The sequence below is a fragment of the Acidobacteriota bacterium genome (genome assembly GCA_039683095.1).
In the GTDB taxonomy this organism is placed as follows: Bacteria; Acidobacteriota; Aminicenantia; order Aminicenantales; family Saccharicenantaceae; genus RBG-16-66-30.
This window is the reverse complement of sequence record JBDKSB010000013.1, coordinates 28956-50624: the sequence shown is the minus strand read 5'-3', so window position 1 is coordinate 50624 and position 21669 is coordinate 28956. Positions and strand designations below refer to the sequence as shown.

12 protein-coding genes are annotated in these 21669 nt (G+C 66.5%); 8 read left to right on the top strand and 4 right to left on the bottom strand.

All coding sequences use genetic code 11. From position 1 onward, the window contains the following. Positions 1-36 precede the first annotated feature (36 nt). Positions 37-723, top strand: coding sequence for an isoprenylcysteine carboxylmethyltransferase family protein (locus ABFD52_13615; protein MEN6561803.1), 687 nt, complete (start codon positions 37-39; stop codon positions 721-723). 3 nt (positions 724-726) lie between these two features. On the opposite strand, the gene ABFD52_13610 is transcribed toward ABFD52_13615, so the two are convergent. Next, positions 727-1716, bottom strand: a complete 990-nt coding sequence (locus tag ABFD52_13610) for a GTPase (GenBank protein ID MEN6561802.1) — start codon at positions 1714-1716, stop codon at positions 727-729. Positions 1717-2097: 381 nt separating this feature from the next. Between ABFD52_13610 and gyrB the strand changes: the two genes are divergently transcribed. Both gyrB and gyrA read left to right on the top strand, forming a co-directional pair. After that, positions 2098-4491 carry a DNA topoisomerase (ATP-hydrolyzing) subunit B gene (gyrB, locus tag ABFD52_13605; protein ID MEN6561801.1) on the top strand — a complete coding sequence of 798 codons (2394 nt, stop codon included), beginning with the start codon at positions 2098-2100 and terminating at the stop codon, positions 4489-4491. A gap of 38 nt (positions 4492-4529) precedes the next feature. After that, positions 4530-6965, top strand: a complete 2436-nt coding sequence (gene gyrA, locus ABFD52_13600) for a DNA gyrase subunit A (protein ID MEN6561800.1) — start codon at positions 4530-4532, stop codon at positions 6963-6965. 149 nt (positions 6966-7114) lie between these two features. Here gyrA and ABFD52_13595 read toward each other — a convergent pair whose 3' ends face one another. After that, positions 7115-8344 (bottom strand): FAD-binding oxidoreductase, encoded by a 1230-nt coding sequence (locus ABFD52_13595; GenBank protein ID MEN6561799.1) that lies wholly within the window; start codon positions 8342-8344, stop codon positions 7115-7117. Positions 8345-8524: 180 nt separating this feature from the next. On the opposite strand from ABFD52_13595, the gene ABFD52_13590 reads away from it, so the two are divergent. Then, complete coding sequence (locus tag ABFD52_13590) at positions 8525-10942, top strand: hypothetical protein (GenBank protein MEN6561798.1); 2418 nt, start codon at positions 8525-8527, stop codon at positions 10940-10942. Positions 10943-11026: 84 nt separating this feature from the next. Continuing rightward, complete coding sequence (locus ABFD52_13585) at positions 11027-12538, top strand: NAD(P)/FAD-dependent oxidoreductase (protein ID MEN6561797.1); 1512 nt, start codon at positions 11027-11029, stop codon at positions 12536-12538. A 3-nt stretch (positions 12539-12541) separates the two neighbouring features. Here the strand turns inward: ABFD52_13585 and ABFD52_13580 are convergent, their stop codons facing one another. Further along, positions 12542-13285 carry an NAD-dependent deacylase gene (locus ABFD52_13580; GenBank protein MEN6561796.1) on the bottom strand — a complete coding sequence of 248 codons (744 nt, stop codon included), beginning with the start codon at positions 13283-13285 and terminating at the stop codon, positions 12542-12544. Between the two features lie 29 nt (positions 13286-13314). Continuing rightward, on the bottom strand, positions 13315-14643 hold the full coding sequence (locus tag ABFD52_13575; GenBank protein ID MEN6561795.1) for a right-handed parallel beta-helix repeat-containing protein: 1329 nt from the start codon (positions 14641-14643) through the stop codon (positions 13315-13317). A gap of 169 nt (positions 14644-14812) precedes the next feature. Between ABFD52_13575 and ABFD52_13570 the strand changes: the two genes are divergently transcribed. The 3 genes from ABFD52_13570 to ABFD52_13560 all read left to right on the top strand — a co-directional run bounded on the left by ABFD52_13570 (position 14813) and on the right by ABFD52_13560 (position 21660). Next, entirely contained in the window at positions 14813-17635 is a 2823-nt protein-coding gene (locus tag ABFD52_13570) for a heparinase II/III family protein (protein MEN6561794.1), read from the top strand. 123 nt (positions 17636-17758) lie between these two features. After that, on the top strand, positions 17759-19921 hold the full coding sequence (locus tag ABFD52_13565) for a hypothetical protein (GenBank protein ID MEN6561793.1): 2163 nt from the start codon (positions 17759-17761) through the stop codon (positions 19919-19921). A 5-nt stretch (positions 19922-19926) separates the two neighbouring features. Continuing rightward, positions 19927-21660, top strand: a complete 1734-nt coding sequence (locus tag ABFD52_13560) for a C69 family dipeptidase (protein MEN6561792.1) — start codon at positions 19927-19929, stop codon at positions 21658-21660. The last annotated feature ends 9 nt before the right edge of the window (positions 21661-21669 follow it).

Here is a 21669-nt window from a genome sequence, read left to right as displayed (position 1 = left end):
GCCGAGCGGGGGCGCCCTCTTCCGCGGGAGGTGCATATGGCCTTTGCGACGAAGAAAGCGCGGGTCATTAATGTCGTCCTCGGCTTCGCCCTGGTCGGGCTCGTGTTCGCGGCCGCGGGCACGTTCCGCTGGCCGGCTTTCTGGGTCCTCTTGGGCGTCTATGACGGGGCCCTGATCGGACTGATGTTCTGGCTCAAACGCCGCGATCCGGCGCTGCTCAAGGAGCGGATGGCCGGGGCGGCGCGGCCCGGCATCAAACCCTGGGACAGGAAGATCCTTCGGGCCTACACGGTGCTCTTGGGCGTCATGCTCATCGTCGCACCCCTCGACGCCGTCAGGTTCCGCTGGTCCCGCGTTCCCCTGGGCGTCCAAGGGCTCGCGCTTCTGGGTATGCTCGCCGCAGGGGCCCTCCTCATGGGAGTTTTCCGGGAGAACACCTTCCTCGCCGAGTACGTGAGGATCCAGGGGGAACGGGGTCACGCCGTCTGCACGACGGGGCCCTACCGGATCGTCCGCCACCCGATGTACGTCGGCATCATCGTGACCGTTCTCTGCGTCCCGGTCATGCTCGGCTCGCTCTACGCCCTCATCCCGGCCGGGCTCATCACCGGGCTGTTCGTCCTGCGGACCGCTCTTGAAGACCGGACGCTCCAGAAAGAACTTCCGGGATATGCGGACTACGCCCGTTCCGTGCGCTGGAAACTTCTGCCGAAAATCTGGTGAGTTTCAGATGTGCAGCTCGACGATGTCCTCGTCGGCCAGGACGTAGTCGCGGTTGACCCGCAGGCCGTCGAGCCCCGAGGCGTTCCAGACCCGGGCGTACTGCAGCTTCTCGGCGAAGTCCTTGTGGACGGCCCTGGCCATGTCCATCACGGTGCTGCCGGTCCGGAGCGTGAAGGGCGAGTCCCTTTCCGTCTTCTTGCCCGGGATCTTGCTGTAGACCCGGACGACCCGCAGGAGCCCGAAGACGGCCCGCCGCAGCGGCTCGAGGCCGCGGCCGGTCCCGGCCGAAACGGCGATCCGCTCGTAGGGACCTTCGAGCAGGACGTTGAGCTCCTCGAAGGCCTGGGGCGCGCCTTCGAGGTCGATCTTGTTCGCGGCCAGCGCCGTCCGCTTGCGGAAGGGGAAATACGGCGGCGGCACGTCGGTGTCGGCTCGGACCAGCTCGACCTTGCGCTCCAGGAGCCGGCCGACGATGCCGTCGAGGGCCCCGGCCGCGTCCGGGTCGGAGAGGTCGGCGACGAGCAGCACCGCGTCGGCCGTCTTGACCATCTCCGGAAACCAGGTCTCCATGAGATCGCCCGAGACCGGCGGCGTGTCGACGAGCTGGACCTTGACGTTCTCGAAGGGCATCATGTAGGGGCCGGGCTGACGGGTCGTGAACGGATAATCGGCGACCTCCGCCTCGGCGCCCGTGAGGGCCTTGACCAGGCTGGACTTCCCGGCGTTGGGCGGGCCGGCCAGCACGACCTGGCCGGCGCCGGTCCTCTCGATCTTGTGCGTCGGGGCGTGCTTGGCCGTCGAGGCCTGGCGCTCTCCTTCCTCGCGCGCCTTGGCGATCTTCTGCCGGTACATGGCGATGAGCTTGTCGGTGCCCTTGTGGTGGGGGATGACGGCGATCAGGCGCTCGTAGATGCCGATCTTCTCTTCCGCCGTCCGGGCCGTGCGCAGCTCGGCCTCGATCCTGTGATATTCCGGGGGGAGATTGGCGGGCACGCCGGGATTATAGCAAAAATGCGTGGCCCGGTCTTCGCCAAAGGGAGGCCGCCAGGAGCTTCGGCGAAGACAGGGCCCCTCGTCCCGCCGGAGCAATAAGTAAGCCTGCGGCCTTATTTTAGCCGGTTCCACCCTCCTAACTGTGAGAAAAAATAGCTCCCGCCGGCGTCTTTTTTCGTGTCCCGGGACCGGGGGGCGCCGGCGGGCCCGATTTCGGCCCGTAACATGATGAATAAAAACAATTTAAAATTGAGCAAAAACGAAGAAATAACTTGCCTCGGAGGGCCCTTTTTTGATAAAATAACTTCTGGAAAAAATGGCCCCCGGATCCCGTGAGGTCGCGGCCCCGGGAGCCGGCATTTTTTTTATAAGTGAACGGATATGACCCAAGAAAAGTACACCGCTGAGAGCATCAAGGTCCTCAAGGGCCTCGAGGCCGTCCGCAAGCGCCCGGCCATGTACATCGGCAGCACCGGGCCGGAGGGCCTGCACCACCTCGTCTACGAGGTCGTCGACAACAGCGTCGACGAGGCCCTGGCCGGCTTCTGCACCGAGATCAACGTTTTCGTCCACGTCGACAATTCGATCACCGTCGTCGACAACGGCCGCGGCATCCCCGTCGGCCTGCACAAGAAGGAGGGCAAGTCGGCCGCCGAGGTCGTCATGACCGTCCTCCACGCCGGCGGCAAGTTCGACCAGAAGAGCTACAAGGTCTCCGGCGGCCTCCACGGAGTCGGCGTCTCGGTCGTCAACGCCCTGTCGAAACGGCTCGACCTCGAGGTCAAGCGCGAGGGCGGCATCTTCACCCAGAGCTACGAGCGCGGCAATCCCGTCACCAAGCTCAAGCAGATCGGCAAGACCAAGAAGACGGGGACCAAGGTCACCTTCTGGCCGGACGAGGAGATCTTCGAGACGACGGAGTACAACTTCGAGATCCTGGCCCAGCGCCTGCGCGAGCTCTCGTTCCTCAACAAGGGCCTCAAGATCACCATCGCCGACGAGCGGACCAACAAGTCTCACGAGTTCCAGTACAAGGGCGGCATCCGCGAGTTCGTCGAGTACCTCAACCAGAACAAGCAGACCATCAACCCCAAGCCGGTCGTGTTCGAGGGCGAGCGCGAAGGCGTCGGCGTGGACCTGGCCATCCAGTACAACATGTCCTACGCCGAGACGATCTATTCCTTCGTCAACAACATCAACACGACCGAGGGCGGGACCCACGTCATCGGCTTCAAGGCCGCCCTGACCCGGTCCCTCAACGCCTACGCCGGTGCTCACAACCTTCTCAAGGACCTCAGCGAAAGCATCACCGGCGACGACTGCCGGGAAGGCATCACCGCCGTCCTCTCGATCAAGATCCACGATCCCCAGTTCGAGGGCCAGACCAAGACCAAGCTCGGCAACTCCGAGGTCAAGGGCATCGTCGAGTCCATCGTCAACGAGCAGCTCTCGGCCTTCCTCGAGGAGAACCCGACGGTCGCCAAAAAGGTCGTGATGAAGATCATCGACGCGGCCCGGGCCCGCGAGGCCGCCCGCAAGGCCCGCGAGCTCTCCCGCCGCAAGGGGCTCCTCGAGTCGACCTCGCTCCCCGGCAAGCTGGCCGACTGCCAGGACCGCGACCCGGCCACCTCCGAGATCTTCATCGTCGAGGGCGATTCGGCCGGCGGCTCGGCCAAGCAGGGCCGCGACCGCCGCTTCCAGGCCATCCTGCCCCTCAGGGGCAAGATCCTCAACGTCGAGAAAGCCCGCTTCGACAAGATCATCAAGAACGAGGAGATCGGGGTCATGTTCGCCGCCCTGGGCGTCGGGGTCGAGGAGAGCGATGACAAGCTGGCCAAGCTCCGCTACCACAAGATCATCATGATGACCGACGCCGACGTCGACGGCGCCCACATCCGCACCCTGCTCATGACCTTCTTCTACCGCCAGATGGCCCAGCTCATCGAGCAGGGACACCTCTACATCGCCCAGGCGCCCCTGTACAAGGTCACCCGGGGCCGGGACATCCAGTACATCAAGGACGAGCGCGAGTACGAGAAATTCATGGTCCGCAAGATCTCCGACGAATTCAAGGTCAGGGCCGGCAACCGCAAGGATGTCCTCGAGGGCGACAAATTCCGCAAGTTCTTCCGCAACCTCATGGCCAAGAAGAGCTATGCCCAGTTCTTCGAGCGCAAGAACTTCCCGCTCTTTCTCATCGACCTCCTCGTCCACAACGGCGTCGACAGCCAGGAGTTCCTGAGCTCGAAGAAGAACGTCGAGAAGGTCATGAAGCTCGTCGCCGAGAAGGGCTTCACGACGAAGCTGGCCCGCGACGAGGAGTACGGCGTCTTCGAGATCGAGTTCGGCTATCAGCTCAACGGCATGGCCGCCACCGGCAAGATCGGCATGGACCTTGTCACCTCGGCCGAATACAAGAACCTCTACCGCATCACCCAGGAGCTCGACGAGACGAAGGGACCTTACGCCGTCCTGACCAACGGCGACGGGGCCGAGAAGGAGATCCTGGAGAACGAGAACAAGCTCCTCGACTACCTCTTCGAACGGGGCAAGAAGGGTATCTCCATACAGCGCTACAAGGGCTTGGGCGAGATGACCGCGACCCAGCTCTGGGAGACGACCATGGACCCGGAGCGACGCACCCTGCTCAAGGTTTCCGTCGTCGACGCCGCCGAGGCCGACCGCATCTTCACCATCCTCATGGGCGACGAGGTTGACGAGCGCAAGAAGTTCATCGAGACCAACGCCCTGGAGGCCCTGAACCTCGACATCTGATGAGCCAGGCCGGTCAAGGGTTCTGAGAAGGAGTTTTCATGGACAGCGAACAGCCGAAAGAGCACTTCCCGGTCGTCAGCCTCGAAGAGGAGATGCGCCAGTCGTATCTCGACTACGCCATGAGCGTCATCATCGGCCGGGCCATCCCCGACATCAAGGACGGCCTCAAGCCGGTCCACCGCGCCGTCCTCTACGCCATGTACGAGAGCGGCACCTACTACAACAAGCCCTTCAAGAAGTCGGCCCGCATCGTCGGCGACGTCATCGGCAAGTACCATCCCCACGGCGACACGGCCGCCTACGACACGCTCGTCCGCATGGCCCAGGACTTCAGCCTGCGCTGCCTCCTCGTCGACGGCCAGGGAAACTTCGGTTCGATCGACGGCGATCCGCCGGCGGCCATGCGCTACACCGAAGTCCGGCTGAAGAAGCTGGCCCACGAGTTGATGGCCGACATCGACAAGGAAACGGTCAACTTCATCCCGAACTACGACGAGAGCCTGACCATGCCCGAGGTCCTGCCCTCGAAGTTCCCGAATCTCCTCGTCAACGGCAGCAACGGCATCGCCGTCGGCATGGCCACGAACATCCCGCCCCACAACCTCGGCGAGATCTGCGACGGCGTCATCCACCTCATCGAGCACCCCGACGCCCCGCTCAAGGACGTCCTGAAGCACGTCCAGGGCCCCGACTTCCCGACCGGCGGCATCATCTACGGCCGCCAGGGCTTCCTCGACGCCTACAAGGACGGCAAGGGCATCGTCCACCTCCGGGCCAAGACCGTCATCGAGCGGGGGGCCAAGGGCGAGAAGGACAAGATCGTCATCACTGAGATCCCGTACCAGGTCAACAAGTCCCGCCTCCTCGAATCGATCGCCCAGCTGGTCAACGAGAAGCGGATCGAGGGCGTGGCCGACATCCGCGACGAGTCCGACCGCGAGGGCATGCGTGTCGTCGTCGAGGTCAAGCGCGGTGAGCTCGCGGAGATCATCCTCAACAACCTCTACAAGCACACCCAGCTGCAGGTCTCCTTCGGCATCATCATGCTGGCCATCGTCGACAAGCAGCCGAAGACGCTGTCCCTGATCGAGATGATGAAGTACTTCATCGCCCACCGCAAGGAGGTCATCCTGCGGCGGACGCGCTTCGAGCTGCGCAAGGCCGAGGAGCGGGCCCACATCTTGGAAGGCCTGGTCATCTGCCTCGACAACCTCGACGCCGTCATCAAGCTCATCCGCGCGTCGAAGACCACGGACGAGGCCCGCCGTGGCCTCATGGAGAAGTTCGGCCTGAGCCAGATCCAGGCCCAGGCCGTCCTCGAGCTCCAGCTCCAGCGGCTGAGCCAGCTCGAGCGCCTGAAGATCCAGGAGGAGTACGCCGCGATCAAGAAGAGGATCACCGAGCTCCGCAGGATCCTCAAGGACGAGAAGCTCGTCTTCGCCATCATCGTCCAGGAGCTCAGGGAGATGAAGGAGGAGTACGGCGACGAGCGGCGGACCGAGATCCGGGACGAGGCCGTCTCGGAGCTGCGGCCCGAGGACCTGGTCAAGGAGGAGGACGTGGCCGTCGTCTACACCTCGAGCGGCTACATCAAGCGGACCTCGCTGACCTCGTACAAGTTCCAGGCCCGGGGCGGCAAGGGCCGCAAGGGCATCGAGATGAAGGCCGAGGACGTGGTCGAGGACCTCTACGTCTGCTCGACCCACAGCTATCTCCTGGTCTTCACCAACCAGGGCCGGCTCTACTGGCTCAAGGCCCTGGACGTCCCCGACGTCGGCGTCTCCGGACGGGGCAAGCCCATCGCCAACCTCCTCGAGTTCCAGCCGGGGGAGAGGCCGGCCAGCGTCGTCACGGTCAAGGAGTTCAGCGAGAACGAGTTCGTGGTCATGCTCACCACCGACGGCGTCATCAAGAAGACGCGGCTCTCGGATTTCCGGAACGTCCGCAAGGGCGGCATCCTGGCCATGAACATCCGGCCGAAGTCGGAGCTCTTCTCGGCCCGGGTCTCGAACGGCAAGAACAGCATCGTCATCGGCACCAAGCTCGGCCGGGCCCTCCAGTTCAAGGAGGCCGACGTCCGGCCGATGGGCCGGACGGCCTCGGGCGTCCGGGGCATCCGCCTCAAGCCCAAGGACCGGGTCATCGGCATGATCATCGTCGGGCCCGACGACAAGTTCGTCTTCACCGCGACCGAGCGCGGCTACGGCAAGAAGACCGCGTCCGAGATGTACCCGATCAAGCACCGCGGCGGGCAGGGCGTCCTCAACCTGCGCATCACGCCCAAGGTCGGCAACGCGCTGGCCATGGTCGGCATCAACGAGGAGGACCTCCTGATCATCACCGTCGAGGGCAAGGTCATCGGCATCCCGACGACCCAGGTCCGCTCCTCGGGCCGGGCGACGCAGGGCGTCCGCATCATCAACCTCGAGGACAAGGACCGGGTCTGCTCGATCGCCAAGGTCCGGGAGAGCTGAGCGAGCCGGGCTCTCGAGGCCGGGGAGCGGAGGTTTCTGAACTTAAGCCAGATGCGCGACGAGGTGGCACTGCTTCCCGCCTCGCCGGAATGACTTGAGCATCTCGACCCTGCAGGAACGCCCCAGGGGGATCGTCCGCGTCAAATCGATCAGATGACCATGCCCTCGGCCCGGTCGAAGGACCGCTCCAGAGCGAAGAGGCCCAGGTCGACGGGACCGAGGCCGGACGGCAGGTCGAGCGAGGCCGCGTCCCGGCCGCGGCCGACGAGCTCGGCCACGATCAGCGCCGAGAACGGCGCGTGCATGACGCCGTGGCCGCTCATCCCGGCGGCGTGGACGAGGTTCTCGACCCTCCCGTCGTAGCCGAAGAGGGGATTGTGGTCGGGCGTCGTGTCGTAGAAGCCAGAGGTGGCCGCGGCGATCTTGCCCATGTCCTCGACCGAGGGCAGGACCTGGGCGATCTCCTTGCGCACCGCCGGCCCGTACTCGCCCAGGCCGGGGCCGAAACCGGGCTCGATCTCGTCCTGGTTGTCCAGCGTGGCGGCGGCGGGCCGGGCGAACTGCAGCCAGCCGATCATGAGCTGGGCGTTATCGGGCCGGCAGTAGGCGCCCGTGGGGGTGACGATCATGGGCAGGCGGGGGAACTCCTCGAGGCCGAGGCCCCAGTCGCTGTCGGCCTTGAGCCCGGCCAGGAAGTAGAGATAGCGGCGCTCGACCTTGATCGGCAGCTCCCGCCCGCCGAAGAGCTTCGAGGTCGCGTTGGCCAGGAAGCCGGTGGCGTTGACGAAGACGTCCCCCTCGATCCGCCGGCCGGAGGCGAGCCGCACGGCCGCGGCGCGCCCGCCGGATGTCTCCGCGCCGACGACGGGGTCGTTCTGGACGATGGCCGCGCCGAGGGCCCGGGCGGCCTCGGCCCCATCCTGGTAGATGATGGCCGGGAAGAGGAAGCCGTCGCGCGGGCACCAGCTGGCCGAGGCGACGCCGGTCGTGTCCAGGTAGGGCCAGCGCTCGTCGACGCCGGCCTTGTCGAGGAACTCGACCTCGGCCAGTCCGGCGGCGCGCTGGATCTCCACCGTCCTGCGGATGGCCTCGGGATCCGCGGCGTAGTTATAGAGAAAGAGGTAGCCGTTCTCCTTGAAGCAGGGCTGGCTCTGCGGGAAGGTCCGGGTCCAATCCCTGAAGAAGCGCTCGGCATAGACGAGGCCGCGGACCGTCGAGGGCACGTCGAACTGGGCCCGGATGGCGGCCGCCGACCGGGAGCTCGACCCGTTGCCCAGGGCCCGGGCCTCGACCAGGGTGACGGCGTGGCCGGCGCGGGCCAGCTCCCAGGCGGAAAGCACGCCCGTGACGCCGCCGCCGATGATGATAACGTTCTTCATTTCGTTCCCTCCGAATGACCGTCCGAAGCAGGGTTCTATTAGAGCACAACCGGGGGGATTCCGCCACGGCCCGCGGGAAGGGCTCCGCCAGGGCCGAAGCAACTTTCCGCTTTCTTCGGGCGTCATAATGTTGGAAGATCCGTCCTGGAAGTCCGTCCGATCGGAAAAGGAGTCGCACCGATGGAACAGCGCCGCAGCTCTATCTTGGCTATGATCCTGGCGGTCGCCCTGGCGGCCTGCGCGCCCCGTCAGCGGCCGGATGCGTCCGCGGCGGCCGGGCCCTTCTATACGCCCGAGGTCCCGCCGTCCAGCCGCTACGTCATCGACGCCCGGGTGGATGTCGCCGCGGGCGCCGTCGAGGGACGGGAGACCATCACGCTCAAAAACACGGGCCGGTCGGCCATCGGGACCGTCGCCTTCGATTGGCCGGTCGGCGCTTCCTCGACGCTCGAAGTGGCGGCGTGCGGCCGGCGGCTTTTCCCGCCGGACGGGGGCTCCGCCGGGCCGCGGCCGAGGCCGATCATGATCGCGCTGCCCGAAGCGCTTGCCCCCGGCGCCGCGGTCGATCTGGCCGTCTCGTTCCGAGAGGCGGGTGACGGCAAGAAGCACGCGGAGTTCTCATCGGACAGCTGGTACCCGCGGCTGTGGTGGGACGGGCTCGAGCGCCACGACGCGTTCTCGGTGAGGCTCGACGTGCCCGACGGGATCGCCGTCGTCGCCAGCGGCAGGCTCGATCCGCGGACCGGGCGCTACGAGGCCGCCGCGGCCCGGACCTTCGGCCTCTGCCTTCTGCCCGGTCTCAAGAGCGCCTCCCGCGAAACGGACGGCGTTCTGATCACCTCCTACTTCACCGACAAGGGCGCCAAGGCCGCCGCGATCTGCCTCGAGACGGCGGTGGACGCGGTCCATTTCTACAAGGACTGGCTGGGCTTCTATCCCTTCCCGTTCCTGAACATCGTTCCCGGCGGCGAGGGGCGCTGGGGCGGGTACCCGTTCGCGACCGGCATCGTCGCCATCCACGGCCTCGAAACTTACGTCGAGGGCGAGTCGCCGCGCCATTGGCAGCACATCACCTCCCATGAGATCGGTCACCAATACTGGGGCGAGTGGGTCCTCGACGCCGACGCGCCCGCCTGGACCTGGATCGCCATGGGCATCTTCGCCGACACGGAGTTCATGACCGTCCGCGGCTTCGACCCGGACCGGCGGGCCGGCTGGATGCAGAACTACATCGACGCCATCCCGATGCACTACGACATGACCCTCGACGCCCCGGCCGGCCGGGACGAGGCGGTCCGGTTCGACTTCAACAACATCGTCGTCCACAGCAAGGGGCCCGCGGCGATCTTCGCCCTCGACTCCGTCCTCGGGCGCGAGGCGTTCCTCCGGTCCTACAAGCGCTGCCTCGCGGACTTCGGCGGCCGGCGGCTCGGCTGGCGGGCCCTGCAGGCGGCCGCCGAGGCGGAGAGCGGGCAGAGCCTGGCCTGGTTCTTCGACGCCTGGGTCCGTTCGAATCAATACCTCTGCTACGGCGTCGAGGCCCGGGACTGCCGCGAGGCCGGCGACGGCGGCTTCGTCTCCGAGGTCCGGGTCAGGCGGCTCGGGACGATGTCCATGCCCGTGCCGGTGCAGGCCGTCTTCGAGGACGGCTCGATCCAGCTCGGGCGGACCGACCGGACGAAGCCCGTCACGACGCTGGTCTTCAAAAGCCGGTCGCGGCTGCGGCAGGCCGTGATCGATCCCGAACGCAAGCTGGCCCGCGTCGAAACCCCCGTGCCGCCGCTATCCCCGGCCGCGGCCGCGGCGCTCGCTTTCGGCTGGGATCCGGGCGAGGCCGAGCGGGTCTATGCCGCCCTGAAGGACCAGCCCCTCTCGTCCGGAGACACCTGGTATCGCCTCGGCGCGCAACTGTACGGGGCCGGGCGCCTCGACGAGGCCGCGGACTGTTTTGCCAGGGCCGGCGGTCTCGAGAGCGATCCCGCCTGGAAATTCGGAGCCCTCGGCTGGCTCGGCCTCCTCGACGACCTCAAGGGGCGCCGGTCGGACGCGCTTGTCCACTACAAGGCCGCCCTGGCGATCGCGCCGGAGCGGCCGGTGCGGCACGATCGATACAGGATCGTCATGAACAAGGCCTGGATCGAGGAGCGGCTGAAGACGCCCTTCATCCCCGGCCAGAAAGCCGGCCTGCCCGAGCGGCCGACAGCCGCCCAGCTTATCGCTTTCGTCGACAGCCTGAACTGGGAGAAGGAAGGCGGGACGCCGCTCCTCGTCTATCGGAAGGCGGCGGGACTGCCGATCGAGGACTCGGGCTTCTGGTTCAAGCTGGGATTGCTGCTCTACGACAGCGGCCGCGACCGCGAAAGCCTGGCCGCCTTCGAGAAGACGGCCGCCCTGGAGAAGACCGGTGTGACGGCCTTCGCCGCCCTGGTCTGGCAGGGTCACATGAACGACCTCATCGGGAACCGGGCCGCGGCCGTGGACTTCTACAAGAGGGCCCTGAAGATCGACACGGGCTCGGCCATGAAACACAGCCAATGGAGGATGACGATCGACAGGGCCTGGGTCGAGGACCGGCTGGCCGTCCCGTTCGCCCGATAACGGAAGATCGTCCGACGTCCTTGACACCGGCCCGGGCCGGGCTTATCCTCGCTTTCGGCAAAGATGAGCCGGGAGGAGGGCGTCATGCCGAAAACGATCGCCGTCATTGGGGCCGGGCTGGGCGGGCTCACCGCCGCCAATCTCCTGGCTGACCGCGGCCACAAGGTCACGGTCTTCGAGGCCTGCGGCCGTCCCGGCGGGTACACGGCCGGCTTCCGGCGCCAGGGCTACTATTTCGAGAGCGGGACGCTGTCGTTCGAGAGCAGCGGGGTCTTCGGGAAGCTGATGGCCGACCTCGGCCTGGCCGGCCGCCTGCCCCTCGTCCGGATGAGGATGCGCGTCGTCTCGCCCCGGTTCGACTTCATGATGGATTCGCTGCCCGCCCTGAAGGAAGCGCTCCGGGCCGCGTTCCCCGAAGACCGGGCCGGGATCGACGGCTACCTGGGCCGGGTCGAGCCGATCATCACGGCCATGCGGCCGCTGGCGCTGCTGCCGATACCGACGCAGTTCTCGGGCTTCGGGCAGCTCAAGGCGCTTCTGCCCTATGCCGTCGCCGGTCCGCGGTTCGCCCTCAGCAAGCGCCGGGTCAAGGGGATGACCGTCGACGAGCTGGCCGCCGGGTACTTCAAGCCCGGGACGCCCGTCTTCCGGTTCTTCACCGGGCTCGGGTACCCGAAGATGGAGGTCTCGACCCAGGCCGGCATGTTCCTCGTCCTGGCCGAGGATTACTGGCACGTCAAGGACGGCATGCAGCGCTGGGCCGACCTGCTGGCGGACCGGTTCCGGGAACGGGGCGGCGACCTGAGGCTGGGCTCGCCGGTCGAGCGCATCCTGACCAAGGGCGGGGCGGCCGCGGGCGTCGTGTCCGGGGGCGAGCCGTTCGCCGCCGACGCGGTCGTCTCGGGCTGCGACTACAAGAAGACGTTCCTGAACCTCCTCGACGACCCGTCGATCGTGCCGGAGGCCGGGCTGCGGAAGATCCGCGAGGCCGCCGTATCCGAGGGCATCTTCACCGTCTACCTCGGGCTGCGGATGAGCGGGGCCGAGCTGATGTCGAAGATGAAGAGCCATTCGGCCGCGTTCATGCCGCTCGACCGAGACGTGGACCCGGAGGACGCGAAGGCCGCGGACCATTTCGACAAGGACGGCTTCTCGCTCTACTCGCCGTCGCTCGTCAACCCGGAGCTGGCCCCCGAGGGCCGGTCGTCGCTCATGATCCAGTCGGCCTGTCCCGGGCACTGGCAGGACGACTGGCGCCGCGACGACCCCGAGGCCTACCGGGCGCTGAAGGCTCGGGTCAGGGACCGGCTCGTGGCCCGGGCCGAGACGATCGTCCCCGGCCTCGGCGCGGCCGTCGAGTTCGCGGACGCGGCGACGCCGCTCACGTACGAGTGCTACACCGGCAATACCGACGGCGCGACGTCCGGCTGGTCGTGGAATCCCAAAAAGCCCTTCTACAAGGGCGGAGCGTTCGCGGCCACGGTGACGACGCCGGTCAGGAATCTCTGGATCGGCTCGAGCTGGGCGGGGCAGATCGGCGGAGTCCCGAACGCGATCAACGCCGCGTACCTGGCCGCGAGGAAGATCGGGCGCTGAGCCCTAATCGCCGAAGATCTCCCGCTCGATCGCCCCGAGGACCTCGCCGGCCTTGCCCGGGAGGTATATATCGGTGATCTCCCGGGTGAATCTCGATTCCTCCGGATTGACCTCGATGATGAAGGCGCCTTTTTCCTTGGCCCTGACCGGAACGAAGGCCGCCGGGGTCACTTCGCCCGTCGAACCGACCACGACGCAGACGTCCGACCGGCCGGCGTTCTCGAACGCCGCCTGCGCGGCCTGGGGCGGGATGGCCTCGCCGAAGAAGATGAAGTCCGGCTTCAGGATGCTCCGGTCCTTCGGGCAGCGGGGCGGAAGGCGGTCCCAATCGACCTTGTCCGCGGCGACCGCGGCCCCGCACTCGAGGCAGAGCAGGCGGCTCGAATTGCCGTGGAACTCGTAGACGGCGCGGCTCCCGGCCCGCTGATGAAGGTTGTCGATGTTCTGCGTGACGACGCACTTCAGCAGGCCGGCCTGCTCCATCCGGGCCAGGGCCCGGTGGGCGGCGTTCGGCTCGGCCCGGCCGAAATGGTCGTAGAAGATCTCCTTGATATAAGGCCAGCACTCTTCGCCGTTCTTGAGGAAGTAGTCGATCTCCAGGACCTTCGGATCGTACCGCGTCCACAGGCCCTGGGAGCCCCGGAAGGCGGGGACGCCGCTCTCGACGCTGATCCCGGCGCCGGTGAAGGCGATGGCGTGCTTCGCCTGCCGCAGGATCCTCGCCGCTCTCCTGATCTTCTCGCTCATCGCCGGCGGCCCCGCCGCCCCGGAGGACGCTACTCCGCGATCTTGTTGGACCTTCCCGCCGAGCGGTTCTCGACGGCCGATCTCCACGGTCCCTGCACGATGTTGTCGGAAACGCTGATGTGATCCGTCTTCTCGCCGATGAGGATGGCGGCGGCGTCCGAGGCCTCGACCTTCCTCGTTTCGACGATCAGGTTCCTCGAGAAGCTGTAATACTCGTAGATCCCGTCCTCGGGGCTCTGCATCCAGATCGCCGGGGTCCGGCCCGGGACCCCGTTGTCGGAGATGATGTTGTCGACGAACGTGTTGGACCTGCCCGCGAACGCGCGCCGTACGGCGATGATGCCGCAGCCGCCGTTCCGGCTGATGATGTTGCCGGAGAAGACGTTGCGCTCGTCGTAGGGCCCGATCAGGAAGCCGTCGCCGCTGTTGTCGGTCACATGGTTCCCGATGAAAACGCCTTCGAACACGTTCCAGCAGACATAGACGCCGACCATGGCGTTGTGATGCGCCCGGCAATCCTGCATGACGCAGCGGGTCGCCCCCTGTTTGGAGAGCCCGAGATGGTAGCCGTGCCAGCCGTTGGCGAAGCTGTCGCAGCCGATGAAGCGGATGTTCTCGCCGCCCGAGGCGCTGATGCCGTTCCCGCCGCAGTGGAAGACCCGGCAGTTGACGACCTGGCAATCCGTGCAGTCCGTGAACTGGATGCCCATCTGCTGATGCCCGGTCTTGTAGGCCCCTCCGCCCGCGTAGCCCCCCGGCTCGGTGAAGACGAAGTCGCGTTCCGAGTCCTTGAAGCCGCCGTCGATCGTCAGGTCGACGATCCTGGCCCCGGAGATCTCCAGGCCGTGAATGCCGTAGAAGGCGTTGGTCAGGATGGCGCCCTTCCCGACGAGATAGGCGTGGGGCAGGTCCCGGTCCAGGACGATCCGGTCCTTTTCGACCTTCTTGACGATCGCCCAGGAACGGTCCATCGTGACGGCATCGAAGTTCGCGGCATCCCAGCACAGGACCTCCATCCCTTCCTCGAATCCCGCCGTCCCCTTGACCTGGACCTCACGGGCTCCCTTCACGGCATCCCCGGCCAGGGCGACCTGGACAAAGGGGACCCTCTTAAGGACCGTGGCCCGGCCTTCTCCCCGCAGGGTGACGTTGCTTTTCAATCTGACGGCGGACTTCAGGATGTATTCGCCGGCGGGCAGGAAGACCGTTCCGCCGCCCGCCGCCGCGACCTTGTCGACGGCCTGTTGAACGGCCGCGCTCGTCCTGGCGTCCACGATCGCGGCCGCAACCTGGCCGGCCGCTCCATGCGAAACTACGGCGCCGGCCAGCAGGGCCAGCCCCAAGGTCAGCTTCTTCATTCCGTGCCTCCTTCCGATCAGCGGAACAGGATGTCAGGGCGGTTAGAATAAAGTCCATTTGGCCGGTCTTGTCAACAGGATCGCGAAGAAAATGTTGAATGATCGTCGGCCTCCGCATATAATCGTCGGGCTTTTCGGCCAGGTCGTTCAGTTGACAAGGAGGCGTCAGATGATCTTTTCCCCGGCCCGAAGACGAAACGCTTTTCCGCCGGCCATCCGGCATTGTCTCGCCGGCGCCCTGGCCATCGGCCTGCTCGGCGCTCTCTGCCCGCAGCCGGCGCCGCCCTGCCAAGCGGCCGCGGCCGGCGCCGCCGTGAAGCATCCCGTGTTCCCGCTCCGGACGCCGCTGCGGATCCCATACTACGGGCTCGATGTCGCCTCGGCCGAGGACGGCATGCGGCAGGCCGCGAAGGTCATGAGCATCCCGGACGAGACGCTCGATTCCTGGAACGCTCCCCTGGCCTGCTTCAGCAACGTGGGCTGCCCGAACTGTTCGCAGGGGATCCAGTTCTCGAGCCGGAACCTGGAATGGACGCCGGACAAGCCCGACCAGATCCGGTGCAAGTACTGCGGCGAGGTCTATCCCAGCAAAAGATACCCGCTGACCTCGGTGACGGAGATCGTCTCCCCGGCCGGCACGCGCCAGGCCTACCGCTATTACCCCGGCCCGGACGGCAGGCCGTACTACATGGAGGCCTGCATGCAGAACCTCCGGCGGGAGTGGCTGCTCAAGAACGCCTATCTCCTGGCGACGGTCTACAACGAGACCCGGAAGCCCGAATACGCGCGCAAGGCCGCGGTCATCATCAGGCGCTTCGCCGAGATCTACCCGGAGATGCCCGTCCACGGGACGTCGGGACCGAAAGAGTTCAGCTGTTTCTTCGATTGCCCCATCGTTCCCGCGCCCGCCGGCGGGGTCATGCCCGTTCCGGTCCAGTCGGGGGAAGCCGCCCTCGGCGCCAAGACCGCGTATCCGTATCACGCCGTCCGCATGAACACGGGGCATTGGTTCTACAACGAGTTCCCTTCCGATCTCGTCAGGGCCTACGACCAGATCGCCGACACCCTCGACGGCCGGACCCGCGCCCTGATCGACGATTATTTCCGCCAGATCATGAACTACGTCCGGACCTATCCCCGTTACCTGGGGAACATGGACGGCGCGGTCATCGAGGCCGGGTTCCTCTGCGGCCGGATCATCGGGGAGCCGGAATTCGTCCACGGCGGGGTCATCCAGACGAAGATGGGCCTGGAAGTCCAGTTCTACGCCGACGGGGCCTGGAAAGAGGGAACGCCCGGCTATGGGCTGGGGGTCTATGAGGCCATCGTCTCCAACCTGGACCTGATCCAAGGGTACAGCGACCCGGACGGCTTCGCCGGGGCCGAGGACGGCGTCCATTACCGGGACCTCGACTCCCGCCGGATCGTCCCGAAGCTCTCGCTCCTCGAATCGGCCCTCAAGAGCCTGGTCACGCCCGACGGGACCCTGGCTTCCGTTTACGACAGCGCCGGGAGGGCCTCCAGGATCCAGTTCGGGCCGCGCCCCGCGGCCTCGAAGCCGGAACTCCTGTGGGCCTGCGGGCACGGCATGCTGGGCCGGGGAGAGGCCGGGAACCAGATCCAGGCCCGGCTCCAGTTCATGGGGCAGGTCGGGCATTATCATCATGACCGCCTGAGCCTCGAGCTGTTCGCCAGGGACCGGGAGATGCTCCCGGATATCGGCTACAGCCACACCTGGCTGCGGCCCTACACCGGGTCGACGTTCGCCCACAACCTGGTTATGATCGACGAGTCGAGCCAGGCCCAGGACCGGTCCTCGATGGGCGGTGAGATCCTCGCTTACGCCGCCGGGCATCCGGACATCCAGTTCATGTCCGTCAGGGCCGACAAGGCCTATCCCAACGCTTCGTTGTACCAGCGCTCGGTCGCCCTGGTCGGGGTCTCTCCGGACCAGGGGTACCTGGTCGACGTCTTCGAGGTCGCCGGCGGATCCCGGCACGATTGGCTGCTGCACGGCGACGCCGATCTCGACGGCAGCCTGGCTTCCGGGCTCAAGATGAGCCCTCGCGAAGGCTCCCTGCTGCCGCCCGGGCGCGAGTTCGTGAGGTGGGAGACGGAGGCCGGGGCCGGCAGCCTCGACGACGCGGTGAAGAATTCCCTCGGCCTGGTCCGGAATGTCCGGACGGCCAGGACCGACGCGGACTGGCAGGCGACGTTCCGGGTCGCGCCCGACGACGGGTCGGCCCTTCGGGTCACCATGCTGGGGAACCGGGGAACGGAGGTCGTCTTCGGCGAGGTCCCGTCGGTCCGGCGGGCCCGGCGCCTGGAGAACGGGAGATACGGCGAAGTCCAGGGCCTGGTCCTGGATTTCTGGATGCCGGTCATCGTAGCCCGCCGGACGCTCGAAACGGGCGGGCAGGGGGCAGCGGGGCGGCTCGAGAGCACCTTCACCGCCGTTTACGAGCCGTATTCGGGCCAGCCTTTCATCGACCGGGTCGGCCGCGAAGGCAAGGCCGTCGTCGTCAAGTCCGGCCGATACGAGGACATCCATCTCTGGGGCCGCGGAGACCGGAAGTACCGGATGGAAGGCCGCTACGGCTTCATCCGGCTCGAGAACGGGAAGGTCAAGACCGCCTGTCTGGTCGACGGCACGCTCCTGGCGTACCGGGATCGCGTCATCAAGCTGCCGCCGGCTCCCGAGGGCACGGTGCTCGAGGCCGATGGTACGACACTCGTCGTTTCCGGCCGGCTCTCCGCGGACGACGGAGGCCGGATCCATCTGATCTTCCCGACGGGCGAGACCTATTCGGTGCCGATCGAAAGGGTCGAGCCGGGTGCCGGCCGGTCGACCGTCATTTTGAGGGAAGATCCGTCCTTTGCGCTCAATGCCGGCGGCCAGGGAGGGAAATTCCTGGCTTTCCCGAACAAGACCTTCGGGCAGCCGGTTCGCTATAGGATCCCCCGGACGGCATTCTGGGAGTCGGGCCGGTAAGGCATCTTGACATCTGGCCGGCCGCCGAATATCCTAAATTCTCCCGGTTCTCCTTCATAGCGACGGATAGGAGCGCGGGAACGAAGTTGATATCGGATATCGGCGATTATTCGGAGTCAAAGCATGCGAAAAAACGTTCGGCTCCTGACGCTCGGCTTCGCGGTGTTGGTCCTGTCGCTTCCTGCCTCGGCTGAGAAGGTCGCGTCGGCCTGGAAACACGACGCCGGGACCATCTATGACCAGGGTTTCATGCACCGGCTCATGAAGGACGGCAGCGGCGGGGTGAGCCTCTTCAACATGGATCTCGTCGAGACTGACTCCGCCGGTTCCGGATACAGCGAAAAAGGGATCTTCACGGACGTCATCTGGGGGAAGAACCGGGCCCGGAAGATTTTCGTCCTGGACGATCCGAGGGCCCGCGCCGCCTATCTCGTGGTCTTCGTCACGCCGTACGGCGAGAAAGGATTCCTGGGGAAGATGAGCCCCGGCTACGGGATCGGCAAGCATCCGCTCAAGCTCGCCGTGAACGGCCACGGCGCGGAGCTCGAGAACTGGGATGTCCCGGGCAATTATACCGGGTACAGGTGGGTGGCCTTCCCTCCGGAATGGCTCAAGAAAGGGGCCAACACGGTCGAGCTGTCCTGTCCCGAAGCCGGGAAAGAAGACGAAGGCTGGACCCTCTGCCTGTCGCGCGCGGACGAGTTCGAGAGCGGGGGAGGGGACCCGGCCGGGGTTGGGAACGCCTCCATGAAGTCCGTGGACGGCGGCCGGACGTGGCAGGTCAGCCCGTTCGGCCCGCAGAAGCGGACCCGGGCCGAATACAGCGTCCGGCTGAGCCTGGACCGCTATGTCCGGACCGGATGGCTGGCCAGCCCGGTCATCGATCTCTGGAAGGGCGATGCCGGGGACACGATCGTGCCCATCCGGGCCGTGCTGAAGATGAAGCTCGCCGTTTCGGCCGAGGTCCCGGCGGGCACGGACGTCGAGTATTATTGCCGGAAGGGCAGGGACGCCAGCCCGCTCTCGAAAGAATGGAGCGCCTACGAGCTTTTCGGCAAGGGGCCGTCGGCGGTCCTCGAGCTCGACCGCGCCGGCCTCAACCGCCGTTATCTCCAGTTCCGCGCGGTCCTGTCCACGTCGGATCCCCTCCGGAGCCCGGTCATCAGGTCGGCTGAGGTCACGGCCGAGATGAACCAATCCTCGCCCCGGCACGGCAACATCCGGGTGCTGGACGCGGACAACCCGCCCATCCGATACTCCTCGATCGATTGGGAATGGGAGAAATGGGACCGCCCGGAATTCGCGGAGCTGCGGAAGCTCGAGGGGCTCGACGAGGTCGTCGCCGGGACCCGGACCGAGCTCGGGGCGCAGGCGAGGCTCCTCGACTACGTCACCAAGCGCTGGCGGAACAACGAACCGCTCCCGGAATACCCAGGCTGGGACGCCAAGTCCATCGTGGACCACATCAACGACGCCGGGGGCGGCGGCATGTGCATCCAGCTGAACAACGCCCTGGGCGGCTTCTGCCTGGCCTACGGGTACCAGGCCCGGCTCGTCAACCTGGTCGGCCACGAGGTCTGCGAAGTGTGGAACGACGACCATCGCAAGTGGATCTACATGGACGCCAGCTGGGTCGATCATTTCCTCTGCGACAGCGAGACCCTGGAGCCCTTGAGCCTTCTCGAGATCCACCGCCTGTACACGGACTATTTCTTCCCGGACCGGCCCATCGATTGGATGAAGGACCTGATCCGCCGCCGGCCTGTCGACGAGGGCCGGCCGCCGTCCTTCCGGCGGAGCTCCGTCGCCGCGACCGCCCCGGGGTCGCTGGCCGGATTCCAGAACGCGGCGTTCCTGTTCATGGCGCCGCGCAACAACTGGTATGAGAAACCGTTCCCCCGGCCGCTCAACAGCGGTCGGTCGGCCTGGCCCTGGAACGGGTACGCCAACTGGTACGACGAGAAGACCCCCCCGCTCCGCCAGCACGCCTGGTTCACCGACCGACCCCGGGACCTCTGGCCGGACCTGAACACCGTCCACGTGGACGCGACCACGGCGGTGGGGAACGACCGGCTGTTCCTCCGCTTCGAGACCTACACCCCGAATTTCAGTCATTTCGAGGTGAACGTGGATGACGCCGGCTGGACGGAAGCGGGGGAGCGGTATACCTGGCTGCTGCAGCCCGGCCGGAACGTCATCCGGGTCCGGGCGGCGAGCAAGCTCGGGGTCAAGGGACATCCCTCGTACATCGCGCTCAACCACGCCAACACCCCGCTCGGAGAATGACGAACATGAGAAGACCCCGCTCGATGGCGGCCCTCCTGGCGGCGACGGCCGCGCTCCTGGCCGTCTTGCTCTCCGTCCCGAGGGAAGGGGCGCGGCCGGGCGGACCGGCGGCGCCGCAGCCGCCGGCCGACGGCTGCACCGTCGTGATGGTCGGCAGGGACGCCTCGCTCGACGGTTCGACGATGACCACCCATGCCGCCGACTGTCTCCGCTGCGATTTCACCTGGCGGCATGTGCCGGCGGCGGATCACCGGCCCGGCGAGAAGCGCCGGATCTACCGCGTCTCGCAGCACGCCCCGTGGCCGCCGACCGAGGAGCAGTACGCCGGCCTGGAGATCCCCGAGGCGCCCCACACCTTCGCCTATCACCAGGGGATCTTCGGGTATCTGAACGAACACCAGCTGGCCATCGCCGAATCGACGATCGGCGCCCGTCCCAAGATGCTGAACGGGACGCCGGCTCCCGCCTTCACGACGATCATGCTGACCGTGCTGGCCATGGAGCGCTGCCGGACGGCCCGGGAGGCCATCGCGCTCATGGGATCGCTGGCCGAGAAATACGGCTACGGTTTCTACGACAGCGGGGAGATGCTGGCCGTGGCGGATCCCCGCGAGGTCTGGGTTTTCGAGATCATGCCGGTCGGGCCGCTCTGGACCCCCGGCAGCGGCCAGCCGGGCGCCGTCTGGTGCGCCCAGAGGGTCCCGGACGACCACGTCAGCCTGTGCGCGAACGAGTCGAGGATCGGCGAGATCGACCTGAAGGACCCGGACCGTTTCATGGCCTCCCCGAACGTCGTTTCGTACGCCGTCGAGCATGCCTGCTATGACCCGTCGAGCGGGCGCCCTTTCAGCTGGAAGAGGGCCTACAGCCCGGTCGAGGAGAGCGCCGCCTCTTCGGGGGGCGGGGCGAGCCGCCTGTGGCGCTTCCTCGATCTCGTGGCCCCGTCCCTGAAGATCGACCCGGCCAGGCCAAATATGGACCTGCCCTTCTCGGTCAAGCCGGACCGGAAGCTCTCGGCGCGGGACGTCATGGACATCACTCGGGACAGGTCCCAGGGCTCCGTCTTCGACCCGGTGAAGGGCATCCAGGGGGGACCGTTCAGGAACCCCAACTACCTGCCTTACGGGTTCGAGGCGGACGGCCAGGCCTACGGCACGACCCGGACGATCAGCGTGAACCGTTCGGAGTACACGACCCTGACGCAGTGCCGGAGCTGGCTGCCCGATCCGATCGGCGGGCTGGTCTGGGTGGCCCTCGGCGCCCTCGACACGTCCTGCTATATCCCGTTCTACGCCGGGGTCACGGACCTGCCGGACTCGTTCGGGATCGGGGACCACTGGCGGTTCGACCGGAGATCCGCGAGATGGGCGTTCGACTACGTCGATTTCCATGTCCAGGTCGCCTATTCCTACGCGATCGAGGACGTCAGGGAATGCCAGCGGAAGTGGGAGACGGCCGCCCTGGAGGCGAGGCCGGAGATCGACCGGGCCGCCCAGGAGCTGTACCGGAAGGATCCCCAGCAGGCGAAGGATTTCCTGACCGGCTATTGCCTCGACAACGCCGGCCAGGTCATCGAGGCCTGGTGGGATCTCGGCGACCGGCTGCTGGTCAAATACGATCACCTGCACGTCTACGACCCGGCCGCGAAGAAGGCCGAATCGCTGAAATATCCCGAGGGCTGGCTCAAAGCCGTGACCTCGGTCGACAAGCCGGAAGCGTTGAAAAGGAAAGGCCGCTAGGGAGACCAT